The organism is Pseudomonas izuensis (assembly GCF_009861505.1).
Classification (GTDB): Bacteria; Pseudomonadota; Gammaproteobacteria; order Pseudomonadales; family Pseudomonadaceae; genus Aquipseudomonas; species Aquipseudomonas izuensis.
Map to the genome: position 1 here is coordinate 24798 of NZ_WTFT01000005.1, position 12766 is coordinate 37563.

8 protein-coding genes are annotated in these 12766 nt (G+C 63.1%); 6 read left to right on the forward strand and 2 right to left on the reverse strand.

What is annotated here, in order from left to right; all coding sequences use genetic code 11:
- Window positions 1–15: 15 nt before the first annotated feature.
- Both GPL81_RS05295 and GPL81_RS05300 read right to left on the reverse strand, forming a co-directional pair.
- A complete protein-coding gene (locus GPL81_RS05295) occupies window positions 16–1116 on the reverse strand; it encodes an acyl-CoA dehydrogenase family protein (RefSeq protein ID WP_246218887.1) in 1101 nt (366 codons plus the stop codon).
- 676 nt (window positions 1117–1792) lie between these two features.
- Window positions 1793–4600, reverse strand: coding sequence for a winged helix-turn-helix domain-containing protein (locus tag GPL81_RS05300; protein ID WP_160105566.1), 2808 nt, complete (start codon window positions 4598–4600; stop codon window positions 1793–1795).
- A gap of 232 nt (window positions 4601–4832) precedes the next feature.
- Here GPL81_RS05300 and GPL81_RS05305 point away from each other — a divergent pair, with 232 nt between their 5' ends.
- The 6 genes from GPL81_RS05305 to GPL81_RS05330 all read left to right on the forward strand — a co-directional run.
- Window positions 4833–5636 (forward strand): enoyl-CoA hydratase/isomerase family protein, encoded by an 804-nt coding sequence (locus tag GPL81_RS05305; RefSeq protein WP_160105568.1) that lies wholly within the window; start codon window positions 4833–4835, stop codon window positions 5634–5636.
- Window positions 5637–5663: 27 nt separating this feature from the next.
- The gene (locus GPL81_RS05310) at window positions 5664–7253 is read left to right on the forward strand and encodes an acyl-CoA synthetase (RefSeq protein WP_281354985.1); all 1590 of its coding nucleotides are present in this window, start codon (window positions 5664–5666) and stop codon (window positions 7251–7253) included.
- A gap of 4 nt (window positions 7254–7257) precedes the next feature.
- Window positions 7258–8790, forward strand: coding sequence for an acyl-CoA synthetase (locus tag GPL81_RS05315; protein ID WP_160105572.1), 1533 nt, complete (start codon window positions 7258–7260; stop codon window positions 8788–8790).
- A 230-nt stretch (window positions 8791–9020) separates the two neighbouring features.
- Window positions 9021–10160 carry an acyl-CoA dehydrogenase family protein gene (locus GPL81_RS05320; RefSeq protein ID WP_160105574.1) on the forward strand — a complete coding sequence of 380 codons (1140 nt, stop codon included), beginning with the start codon at window positions 9021–9023 and terminating at the stop codon, window positions 10158–10160.
- A 31-nt stretch (window positions 10161–10191) separates the two neighbouring features.
- On the forward strand, window positions 10192–11394 hold the full coding sequence (locus GPL81_RS05325) for a lipid-transfer protein (protein WP_160105576.1): 1203 nt from the start codon (window positions 10192–10194) through the stop codon (window positions 11392–11394).
- Between the two features lie 289 nt (window positions 11395–11683).
- The coding region (locus GPL81_RS05330) for a DUF1302 domain-containing protein (protein ID WP_160105577.1) at window positions 11684–12766 on the forward strand (1083 nt) is incomplete at its 3' end.

Genomic DNA, 12766 nt, shown 5'->3' on the forward strand with positions numbered 1-12766 from the left:
TTTTGTTTTTGAGGGTCAGAGCTTGCGCGCGATCAATTCGCGCATGACTTCACTGGTGCCGCCGTAGATGCGGTTGACGCGCATGTCGACGAAGGCGCGGGCAATCGGGTACTCCATCATGTAGCCGTAGCCGCCGTGCAGCTGGACCATGTCGTCGATGCATTTCCACAGGGTTTCGGTGGTGTAGAGCTTGGCGATCGCCGCTTCTTCGAGGGTCAGGCGCCGGCGCATGTGCTCGCCCAGGTAGTGGTCGACCATTACCCGCATGGCGGTGGCCTGGGCCTTGATGTCGGCGAGCTTGAACTTGCTGTTCTGGAAGTCCCACACGGTCTGGTTGAAGGCCTTGCGGTCCTTGACGTATTCGGTGGTCTGTTCCAGCAGGCGTTCCAGTTTGGCAGCGGCGGAAATGGCGATCGAGAAGCGTTCTTGCGGCAGTTCTCCCATCAGGTAGGTGAAGCCCAGGCCTTCCTCGCCGAGACGATTACCCACCGGCACGCGCACGTTGTCGAAGAACAGCTCGGCGGTGTCCTGGGCGTGCTGGCCGACCTTGTCCAGCTTGCGCCCGTGCTTGAAGCCGGCGCGGCTGGTTTCCACGGCAATCAGGCTGATGCCCTTGGCACCGGCGGCCGGATCGGTCTTGCACACGACGATGACCAGGTCGGCGGTCAGACCGTTGCTGATGAAGGTCTTGCTGCCATTGATCACATACTCGTCGCCATCGCGCACAGCGGTGGTGCGCACGGCCTTGAGGTCACTGCCGGTGCCGGGTTCGGTCATGGCGATGGCGAGGATGATCTCGCCGGCGCAGATGCCGGGCAGCCATTTCTGTTTTTGTGCTTCGTTGCCGCAACGGTTGATGTACGGGGCAATGACGTCGGAGTGCATGCCGAAGTAGGCGCCGCTGATGCCGGCCCGGGCGAACTCTTCGTTGAACACCGCGCAATGGCCGAAATCACCGCCGCCGCCTCCGTATTCGGTAGGCAGGGTGATGCCGAGCAGGCCTTCGCGACCGGCCTTGAGCCAGGTTTCGCGGTCGACCTGTCCGGCCTTGTCCCACTCGGCCTGGCGCGGCAGGCATTCACGCTCGAAAAAGCGCCGCACGGTGGTGCGGAACATCTCATGGTCGTCGCGGAAAACGGTTCGGGCGATGTGCACGCAAGACTCCTCAATGATCACGGGCCGGCTGCTTGGGCCAGGCGCTGATGCAAGGCGCGAGGTGCGCCTGTTGGCTGAGGATTACGATAGGTCCGGGGGCTTGGGCGAACGCCACCCGAGGTGGGTGGCGGGGTAAACATCACTGATTGCCGGCGCTATGCAATACCTGTAGGAGCGAGCCTGCTCGCGATGGCGGTGTGTCAGTCACCGGTGATGTTGAATGTGCCGGCCTCATCGCGAGCAGGCTCGCTCCTACAGTGGATCGACATAGCACGCACATTCTGTGTGCGGCACAAAAAACTGTAGGAGCGAGCCTGCTCGCGAAGGCGGTGTGTCGGTCACGATGATGTTGGCTGTGCTGGCCTCTTCGCGGGCAAGCCCGCTCCCACAGGTAGTGGGGGTGTTCTCAAATGTTGTGCACGCCAGGGACCATTGTAGGAGTGAGCCTGCTCGCGATGGCAGTGTGTCAGTCACCGGTGATGCTGGCTGTGCTGGCCTCTTCGCGGGCAAGCCCGCTCCCACAGGTAGTGAGGGTGTTGTAGGAGCGAGCCTGCTCGCGATGGCGGTGTGTCAGTCACCATCGATGCTGGATGCGCGGGCGTCATCGCGAGCAGGCTCGCTCCTACAGTGATTTTGTTTAAGTTTCACCCTCCTGCGATTCCAGATCCCGCACCCGCGCCACCGCTTCGTCGCGGCTGTTGACGCCGAGTTTGCTGTAGATATGGCTCAGGTGCCATTTCACGGTTTCCGGGGACAGGCCCAGGGCGCGGGCGATTTTTTTGTTGGGCAGGGCCTGGGCCAGCAGGCGCACGACTTCAATTTCACGGTCGCTCAACGGCTCGATGCCGGTGGCGAGCGGTTTTGCCGGCGCGGCCAGTGCCGGTTTGCCGGTCGATATGGCGGGTGTCGAGATCTGTGCCGCTTGCAGGCGCTCGACATAAAACGCCAGCACCGGGTCGAGGTTTTCCTCTTTTGCGGCGATGTCGGATATCAGGTCCAGTGCATCGGGGTGGGCGTCGATCAGGCTGCGCAGCATGCCGAAACGTTGCCCGCGGCGCAGCGCTTCCATCACCCGTGCCCGCGCAATCTCCGGATGATCGCGGCGGGACTCGATCACGGCGCTCAGGACCATCAGGCGAACGGTGGCCAACTGCCGACGTTGCAGGTCACAGGTTTCAATCAGCCGGTCAATGCGTTGCAGCGCACCGTCCAGGTCACCCTGGTGAATTTGCCAACGCGCCCGCACGTTCTCGGTGAGGATGTTGATTTCCTTGAAGGCGCTGGGCCCGCTGTCGCGGTGGCGGGCGTCAATGGCCTCCATCCGGGCCAGTTTGGCCTGAGCGACGGCTGTCTCGCCGAGCAAAGTATTCCAGTACACCTGCCAGGTCAGGCAGTAGGTCTGCAAGCGATCCAGGCCAAGCTTGATCGCGTACTCATCGAGTCGGTCGATGAAGGCGAACGCTTCCTGATGGTTACCGGCCAGCCACTGCACCTTCCACAGCACCTGGAGCACGCGCAGGACCGAGTCCGGAATCGAAATCCGCTCAAGAATATCGACCCAGCCCGCCAGCAGTTTGAACGCGGCGTCCAGGTCATTGGTTTCGTAGAGCACCTCGCCCAGCAGGGCGGTGGCGAGGTAGGTCGCGTCGGTCCCGGCTTTTCCGCACTGGGCAGCTTCATGCAGCACATCGCGATAAACCCGTTCCGCCTGCTTCATCTGGCCTTCCAGGGCGTGACTCAACCCGACCAGGCAACGCCCCTGGAGGCTGCCCGCCGTGGTGCCCAGAAGCGGTTCGCCATTGATCAGCAAGGCAGGGCGGTCGAGCTGCACCTGACGGGCCCTTTCGTAGTCACCCCGATGCATGTAGAGCCACGACAGGATATTGATGCACGAGCCAACCGCAACGGCGTTGCTGCCGGGCGGCGGATCGAGCAGTTGCGGCAGCACAGCCATCGCGGCGTCCGTGTCATCGCGTTGCAGGGCCAGGGAGGCGCGCAGCAGCGCAATCATGAAGCGATCATGGACATCATTTTCGGGGACGTCGTGGAGCAGTTGATCGAGGCTATGGGCACAGGCCGCGAAATCCCGGGCATAGAGTTGCAGCCGGGCCTTGAGAATGCGCAGTTTTACCCGCGCCTGCACTTGTTCGAACGGAAGCAGACGAACCAATTCGATCAACATGCGCAGGTCGCCATGGGCATACAGCGCTTCGGCGTGTTGTTCCACCAGGTCTGCGGCGGCATCGGGGTCGCCAGCCATGACGGCATGGTGCACCGCTTCATCCAGATACTGATGATCATCGAACCAGACCCAGGCCCGTGCATGCACCGCCTGCTGTTCGGTCGTGCTGCGTGAATCGAAGTACTTGAGCAATGTTTCGCGCAGCAGTGGGTGCAGGCGATACCAGGTTTCACGCCCGGCACCGTCCACCGGGATCAGGAACAGATTGTCCCGTTCCAGCCGCGCGATCAGGGCATTGGCCTCGTGCACCGCTTCCGGCTTGCCGCTGAGGGCGGCGCACAAAGAAGCACAGAAACGGTTGCAGACGGCCATGAGCAGCATCAGGTCCAGGTCCGTCGGCGACAGGTGCGACAGCACTTCGACTTCGAAAAACTTCGCGAACGCCTGATCGTCCCGGAGCTGGGTCTGGTCGACGGCGGCCGGGCGATTTTTCTTGCGGCTGACTGCCAGCAGTTGCAGTCCGGCTATCCAGCCGTCGGTCAGCTCGTGTATCTGCCGGGCGTCGCGGGCGTTGATCTCGCCCAACTGTGCCTTGAGGAACTGCTCGGACTCGGCGGGTGTAAAGCGCAGGTCGCGCAGGCTGAGTTCCAGCACCAGCTCCTGGCTGCGCAAGCGTGCCAGGGACAAGGGCACCGCCGTACGCGACACCAGCGCCAGGTGCAGGTTGGTCGGCGCGTAATCAATCAGCCATTGCAGGGCTTGATGGATGCCCACGTCGGTCAGGTGGTGCAGGTCGTCAAGCACCAGCACCAGTTCGCGGCCGCGACTGGCCATGCTGCGTACCAAGGTAATGACAGTCCGCTCCACCGCTTCGCTGTCGATGCCCCGACCTTCCAGTTGGGTGGCTTCGTGGACCAGCGTCGGGTCGATCTGGCCGAGGCTGGCCAGCAAATAGTCCAGGAACCGGGTCAGCTCGTTGTCATCAGCGGACAGCGTCAACCACGCAACCTCGAAACCCAGTGGCAGCAGCGCCTGGCGCCAGGCGATCAGGGTAGACGTCTTGCCGCAACCGGCCGGGCCCTTGAGCACGATACAGCGCTGGCGGCGAGCCTTGAGCATTTGATCTTGCAGGCGTTCCCGGGAAATCAGGCGTCCCGCGTTGCGGGGCGGGATCAGTTTGGTGCTGACGATCGGAGACTGAGTCGGATTCGAGACCGGGCTGGATGGGGTGTCCGATGCGGTGGACTTGCGGTGTTTGTCCATGGGGTTGTCCGAATCTTTTTTTGTTTTAAGAGTGCATGAATCCCTTCGAGTGTAACCCAGAGCTTGAACCTCATGACCCTGTGTCGGGCCTTCGCCACCCGATGCGGGTGGTGGGCGGCGGCGCGGGGGTTGTTCTACTGGACGGCATCAACACAGGAGTGCTGCCTGGGACTTCCAGGCGTGAACGCCCGCGAACAACAAAAACCAAATCCCGGAGCGCAGGAGTCGGCCCATGGCCATTCAGTTCAAGATCATCGATCACGTTGCCGTCATCACGCTTGATGCGCAACCGTCGAACAATACGCTGACCGTGAGCGACCTGATGCACCTGCGCAAGACGCTGGTGGCTTGTCAGGACGATGAACAGGTGCGGGTCATTGTGCTGACCGGTGCCGGGCAGCGCGCGTTTTGCTGTGGCGCGAGCCACAAGGAGGCGCTGCTGCCGGCGGCCGGTCATGTCGCCGGCTCAATGAAAAGTCGCGAAACCGAAGCCGAGGAGGGCGGTTATACGCGCTTGTTCGACCTCAGCGACCTGGAGATCTGGAAGCCGGTGATCGCCGCCGTCAACGGCGCCTGCCTCGGGGCCGGCCTTGAGCTGGCGTTGCAATGCGATCTGCGGATCGCCACTGCCAACGCGACGTTCGGCTTGCCCGAGGTGCGCGACGCGACCATTCCGGCCGCGGGTGGCGTGCAGTACCTGGTGCGCTCCGTCCCGGCGGCACACGCCATGAAAATGGCCCTGACGGGCGAGCCGATCAACGCCGAAGAAGCCTTGCGCATCGGCCTGATCATCGACCTCCTGCCACCGGACCGGCTCATGCCGGTAGCCCTGGACCTGGCCGAACGCATCGCGGCCAACGGCCCGCTGGCAGTGCAATCGATCAAGCGCCTGGCCCTGCAGACAGCTCACATGACACCCCGGGACTTCGTGACCCAGGCCCATCTGCACTGGGGATTGCTGCGCGACAGCAAGGATCACGCCGAAGGGCGTGTGGCCCTCAACGAAAAGCGTTCGCCCAAATACACCGGTGCCTGACGTCACCCCCTGCCGTCACCCGCGTCCTTGCCTGACAACAATAATTCACAGGAGAGCCACATGTACCTGACCCAAGGGCTGCACCGCATGCTGCAGCAACAACCCCATGCCCTGGCGACCGTCTATCGCGACCGACGCCACACCTACGCCCAGCTGGCCGAGCGGGTGGCCCGTCTGGCCGGCGCCCTGCAGCGCCTGGGCATGCAGCCCGGCGACCGCGTCGGCCTGCTCGGCCTGAACTCCGACCGATTCCTGGAGTACTACCTGGCCACCTGGTGGGGCGGCGGCGTGGTCAACCCGGTCAACATCCGCTGGAGCGTGCCGGAAATCGTGTACTCGCTGGACGACTGCGACACCCGCATCCTGATGATCGACGACACCTTCCTGCCCATGGCCGAAGCGATCGCCGGTTCGGCCAGGGTGCGACCGTTGCTGATCCACGTCGGCGATGGCCCGGCGCCCGAAGGCATGCTGTCCTACGAGCAACTGATCCGTGAGGCGACGCCGGTCGACGACGCTTTCCGGGGTGGCGACGACCTCGCCAGCATCCTGTACACCGGCGGCACCACCGGCCGGCCCAAAGGCGTGATGCTGTCGCACATGAACCTGTGGACGGCGGCCGTGGCCCGTGCGGCGGATGTGCCGGTACCGGCCGATGCGCTGACCTTGCACATTGCACCGATGTTCCACCTCGCGGCGCTGTCGCGGGTGATCCTGATCTCGCTGATCGGCCTGCCCAGCATCTTCGTCCCGGCCTTCGATGCGCTGGACGTGATGCAGACCATCGAGCGCGAACGCATTACCGACATCCTGATCGTGCCGACCATGTTGCAGGCATTGATCATGCACCCCGATTTCCCCCGGCATGACTTGAGTTGCCTGCGCAGCCTGACCTACGGCGCCTCGCCGATTGCCGTGCCCGTGCTGGAAATGGCCCTCAAAGCCTTGCCCAATGCCGAGTTCACCCAGGGCTACGGCATGACCGAAGCGGCGCCGCCGATTACCGCCAACGGCCCGCAAAACCATGGCCCCGAGGGCATTGCCAACGGCCGTCTGCGTTCGGCCGGGCGTCCGGGCCTTGGCGTGACCGTGCGCATCGTCGACGAACACGACAACGAAGTTCCGCGCGGAACCGTCGGCGAAGTGCTGGTCCGCGGGCCGAACATCATGCTCGGTTACTGGAACAAGCCCGAGGAAACCGCCCAGGCACTGCGCGGCGGCTGGATGCACACAGGTGACGGCGCCTACATGGACGAGGACGGTTACCTCTACATCGTCGACCGCTTCAAGGACATGATCGTCAGCGGTGGCGAAAACGTGTATTCCGGCGAGGTCGAGAGCGCCATCGCCAGTCACCCGGCAGTCGCCGCGTGTGCGGTGATCGGCATTCCCTGCCAGCAGTGGGGCGAAGCGGTGCACGCGGTCATCGTGCTCAAGCCCGACCGTGAAGTGGTGGCCGCAGACATCATCGAACACTGCCGTCGCCATATCGCCGGCTACAAGACTCCGAAGAGCGTCGAGTTCCGGGCCGCGCTGCCACTGTCAGGTGCGGGCAAGGTGCTCAAGCGTGACCTGCGCGAACCGTTCTGGGCCGGCAAGGATCGGGGTGTGAGCTGACGCCATGTACATGACCCAATGCCTGCAACGCACGCTGCAGCAGAATCCGCAGCACCTCGCGACCATCTTCGGTGTCCGTCGCCAGACTTATCGGCAGTTTGGCGAGCGCGTCGCCCGCCTGGCGGGGGCATTGCAATCGCTGGGCATGGCGGCCGGTGACCGGGTCGGCATGCTGGCGCTCAACTCGGACCGCTACCTGGAATACATCATGGGCGTGTGGTGGGGCGGCGGGGTGCTCAACCCGGTGAACATCCGCTGGAGCGTGCCGGAGATCGTCTATTCGCTGGACGATTGCGCTACCGGCATCCTGATTGTCGACGAGCACTTCGCCGCGCTGGCCGAAGGCATCCGCAAGACGGCCCGCCATGCCCCACGGTTTATCTATGCAGGCGAGGGCGAAGTGCCGTCGGGCATGCTCGGTTACGAGCAACTGATTGCACAAGCCGCAGCGGTGGAGGATGCGGGACGCGGTGGCGAAGACCTGGCCTGCATCATGTACACCGGCGGTACCACCGGTTTTCCCAAGGGGGTCATGCAGTCCCACAGGAACCTGTGGTCGGCGTGCATGCCGCGCATGGTCGACATGCCGCCGCTGCGTGACGGCCGGTTGTTGCACGTCGCTCCGCTGTTCCACGTGGCCGGCATGGCGCGCGCGTTGATCCAGTTCATGGCCGGTGAAACCCATGTGTTGGTGTCGGGTTTCGAGGCGGGTGAAGTGCTGCGGGTGATCGAGCGCGAAAAGGTCACCGAGACGCTGTTGGTGCCGACCATGATCTTCGCGTTGCTGGCCCATCCCGACTTCGAACGACTTGACCTGGGCAGCCTCAAACGCTTGACCTACGGCGCTTCCCCCAGCGCCGGCGAGATGGTCGAGCAGGTGTTGGCGCGGTTGCCGGATATCGAGCTGTCGCATTCATATGGGCTGACCGAAGCGTGCCCGGTGGTGTCGAGCAATCTGCCGTGCAATCACACGCCAGAAGCACGCAAGAGCGGATTGTCGCGCTCGGTCGGGCGTGGCGGGCTGGGCGTCAATGTGAAAGTCGTCGACCCGCAGGGCCGGGAAGTTCCCCGGAATACAGTGGGCGAGATCATCGTGCGCGGGCCGAACATCATGCAGGGCTACTGGAACAAACCCGAAGAAACCGCCCGGGCATTGCGTAACGGTTGGCTGTACACCGGTGACGGCGGGTACATGGACGAGCAGGGATATCTGTTCATCGTCGACCGCCTCAAGGACATGATCGTCAGCGGTGGCGAGAATGTTTATTCGGCCGAAGTCGAGAACGTTCTTGTGCGGCACCCGGCGGTCGCGCAGGTGGCGGTGATAGGTATCCCCCATGCGCAATGGGGCGAGGCGGTGCATGCGGTGGTGGTGCTCAAGCCCGATGCCCGGGTCGACGAAGCGCAGTTGCGCCGGTATTGCCGAGAGTTCATCGCCGGCTACAAGTGCCCCAAGAGCGTGGAGTTCCGCGACACATTACCCCTCTCGGCCGCGGGCAAAGTCCTCAAGCGCGAGCTACGCAATCCACGCTTATAACCGCGCCATAAATACCTGTAGGAGCAAAGCTTGCTCGCGATGGCTGAGTCACATCCGACATTGATGTCGGCCGACCCACCGCTATCGCGAGCAAGCTTTGCTCCTACAGGGGCTGGTTGCGCCAGCCGCCAATCGCTACCCGATCCGGGTGGCGAGTATCCCCACCCCCCTCAATACATTGGACTCACGTACCAGGCGCACACCGGCCTGGCCATCCACTGGAGATCCCGATGCATATCAACCGTACCGTCTACCGTGATGACCACGAAATGCTGCGTGAAACCGCGCGGCGTTTCTTCGAGCGTGAATGCCTGCCCAAGCAGGCTCAGTGGGACAAGGCCGGGCAGGTAGACCGGGAAACCTGGCTCAAGGCCGGTCGTCACAACCTGTTGTGCCTCACCGTGCCGGCCGAGTACGGCGGCGGTGGCGGTGACTTCGGGCACTCGGCGGTGTTGATCGAAGAACTGTATCGCGCCGGTGTCTCGGGCTGGAGCCTCGGTGTGCATTCCGACATCGTCGCGCCGTACATCGTGCGCCTGGGCACCGAGGAGCAGAAGCAACAGTGGCTGCCGAAAATCTGCAGCGGTGAAACCGTGCTGGCCGTGGCGATGACCGAGCCGGGTACCGGTTCGGACCTCAAGGCGATCCGTACCACCGCCGTGCGTGACGGTGACGAATGGGTGATCAACGGCAGCAAGACCTTTATCAGCAACGGCCTGACCTGCGACATGGTCGTGGTCGTATGCAAGACCGATCCGAGTGCCGGCGCCAAGGGTTGCAGCCTGATCATGGTCGAGTGCGACCGTGAAGGTTTCCGTCGCGGGCGCAAGCTGGAGAAAGTCGGCCAGCATGCCGCCGACACCGCAGAACTGTTCTTCGACAACGTGCGCGTGCCGGTGGGCAATCTGCTGGGTGAAGAAAACAAAGGCTTCATGCATTTGATGGAAGAGCTGCCGCAAGAGCGCCTGGTGATTGCGCTGTACAGCGCCGCCAAACTCGAACGCCTGCTGGAGCAGACCGTCGAGTACGTGAAGGACCGCAAGGCGTTCAACCAGACCGTCTGGGACTTCCAGAACACCCGGTTCAAGCTTGCCGACATCAAGGCCCAGGCCACCGCCGTGCGGCTGATGATCGATCACTACATCGGCGAACACATGCGTCGTCGCCTCACGGTGCAGGAGTCGGCAATCGCCAAGCTGTTCGCCACCGAAACCCTGTGCAAGTGCATCGACGACATGGTCCAGCTGCATGGCGGCTACGGCTACATGCTCGAGTACCCGATTGCCCGTGCCTTCGTCGACATGCGCGTGACGCGGATTTTTGGCGGCACCAGCGAAGTGCTGCGCGAACTCATCGCACGCCAGTTGTGATCCTTCCCCCCTCATTTTTCCAGGTGACACCATGAGCGAAAAAGTACTGGTTGCCGGCGTCGGCATGATCCCGTTCCGCAAGCCCAGCGAAAGCCCGACCTATGTGCAGATGGGGTCCGAGGCGGTGCGTCTCGCCCTGGCCGATGCGGGCATTGACTACCGCCTGGTGCAGGAGGCGTATGCCGGTTACGTCTACGGCGACTCCACCTGCGGCCAGACCGTGCTCTACGAAGTCGGCATGACCGGGATCCCGGTGGTCAACGTCAATAACAATTGCTCCACCGGTTCCACTGCGTTGTACCTGGCGCGCAAGGCCATCGAGTCGGGATCGGCCGATTGCGTGCTGGCGGTGGGTTTCGAGCAGATGCAGGGCGGGGCACTGAAATCCCATTGGGATGACCGTCCGCCGACCCGCGAGCGCTTCCTGCCGATTCTGCGTGGTCTCACCGATGATATGGATGGCATGCCTCAGGCCATCCGTACCTTTGGCGGGGCCGGACGCGAGTACATGCACAAATACGGCACCAAAATGGAAACCTTCGCCGCGGTGCGCGCCAAGGCCAGCCGCCATGCCGCCAACAACCCGCTTGCATTGTTTCGCAAGGTGCTCAGCGTCGAAGACGTGATGAATGACCCGGTGATTCTGCCGGGCGTCATGACGCGCCTGATGGCCTGCCCGCCGACCTGTGGTGGTGCGGCGGCGATCCTGGTGTCCGAACGTTTTGCCAAAAAACATGGCCTGCGCCGTGACGTGGAAATCGTCGCTCAGGCGATGACCACCGACACCCCAGAATCCTTCAATTTCGAACAGCCGTCGATGCTCGATTGGGTCGGCACGCACATGACCCGCGCGGCGGTGGGGCAGGTCTACGAGAAGGCCGGCGTCGGCCCGCAGGACATCGATGTTTGTGAACTCCACGACTGCTTCGCCCAGAACGAAGTGATCTGCTACGAATCGCTGGGTTTTTGCCCCGAGGGTGGTGCCGAGCAGTTCGTGATGGACGGCGACAACACCTATGGCGGGCAAATCGTCGTCAATCCGTCCGGTGGCCTGCTGTCCAAGGGGCATCCGCTGGGCGCTACCGGTCTGGCGCAATGCTATGAGCTGACCCGGCAATTGCGCGGCAATGCCGAGCAGCGCCAGGTCGAAGGCGCACGCCTGGCCATGGCGCACAACCTCGGTTTGGGCGGCGCCTGCGTCGTAACCCTCTACGGAAAAACCAATAGCCAATGATCGGCAAAAAACCTGTAGGAGCGAGCCTGCTCGCGATGGACTCAAGCACACCGCGTTCATCCAGAAAACCCGCGTCATCGTTAACGACCATCGCGAGCAGGCTCGCTCCTGCAGGGGGTTGTATGTCACCGAGCGTAACGCCCGCCGGGCGCATCCCGAACCGGGCTGTTACGCCATTGAAAAACCAGACGAAAACGCTTCATCCAAATCACCCGTTCGGGTGTGAGGACCTTACCGGAGCCTCGCTAGCATGGGCTCTCACCACGCCATCCTTAACCGGAGAAACCGCATGACAAAAACAACAATGCGCGGAGTCTTCCAGCCGAGTCTGCTGACCGTAGCTGTGACGATTGCCACTTGCGCGAGCCAACAGGCTCACGCGGTCGATTTCAACATCGGGGAGATTCAAGGGACGTTCGATTCATCGCTGTCGGTCGGCGCCAGCTGGTCGACGGCTGACCCGGACAAGCAGTTCATCTCCAACTTCAACTCACAGGGTGTGACCGGTGGCGAATCCGCCTCGCGGACCACCGACGACAACCGCCTGAACTTCAAGAAGGGCGAAACCTTCTCGAAGATCTTCAAGGGCGTGCATGACCTGGAGCTGAAGTACGGCGACAGCGGTGCCTTCGTGCGCGGCAAGTACTGGTATGACTTCGAGCTGATGGACGAGCACCGGCCGTTCTACGACATCGACGATTCAGGACGTGACCGCGCGGCCAAGTCGTCCGGGGCGATGTTCCTCGACAGCTTCGTCTACCACAACTACTCGATCGGCGATCAGGTCGGCAACGTGCGCCTGGGCAAGCAGGTGGTGAGCTGGGGCGAGAGTACCTTCATCGGCAACTCGATCAACAGCATCAACCCGGTCGACGTCGCCGCCTTGCGCCGGCCCGGCGCCGAGGTCAAGGAAGGCCTGATCCCGGTCAACCTGCTCTACGTCTCCCAGGGCCTGGCCGACAACATCACCGCCGAAGCGTTTTATCAGCTGGAGTGGGACAAGTCGGTCCTCGACAACTGCGGCACCTTCTTCGGCAGCGACGGCGTACCGCAAGGCTGCAACGACCGGTTGGTGGTCGCCGGCCTCGACTTGCCACCGGGCGTGGCGCAAAACACCGGTGGCCTGGCGGCCATCGCCGCCGGCACCGACGATGCGTTCATTCCCCGCCTGAAGGACAACGACGCCCGCGATAGCGGCCAGTACGGTCTGGCCTTGCGCTGGTACGTGCCGGAGGCCAACGACACCGAGTTCGGCGCCTACGCCATGAACTACCACAGCCGCAGCCCGTTCCTGAGCATCAACCAGATGACCAGCGCGGCGGGCGGTGTGACCTCGGCGCGCAGCGTGCGTTACTTCATCGACTACCCGGAA

Coding starts and splice junctions, on each gene's coding strand:
- GPL81_RS05325 (WP_160105576.1), top strand. CDS start 10,192: ATGAGCGAAAAAGTACTGGTTGCCGGCGTCGGCATGATCCCGTTCCGC.
- GPL81_RS05320 (WP_160105574.1), top strand. CDS start 9,021: ATGCATATCAACCGTACCGTCTACCGTGATGACCACGAAATGCTGCGT.
- GPL81_RS05315 (WP_160105572.1), top strand. CDS start 7,258: ATGTACATGACCCAATGCCTGCAACGCACGCTGCAGCAGAATCCGCAG.
- GPL81_RS05305 (WP_160105568.1), top strand. CDS start 4,833: ATGGCCATTCAGTTCAAGATCATCGATCACGTTGCCGTCATCACGCTT.
- GPL81_RS05295 (WP_246218887.1), bottom strand. CDS start 1,116: ATGTTCCGCACCACCGTGCGGCGCTTTTTCGAGCGTGAATGCCTGCCG.
- GPL81_RS05300 (WP_160105566.1), bottom strand. CDS start 4,600: ATGGACAAACACCGCAAGTCCACCGCATCGGACACCCCATCCAGCCCG.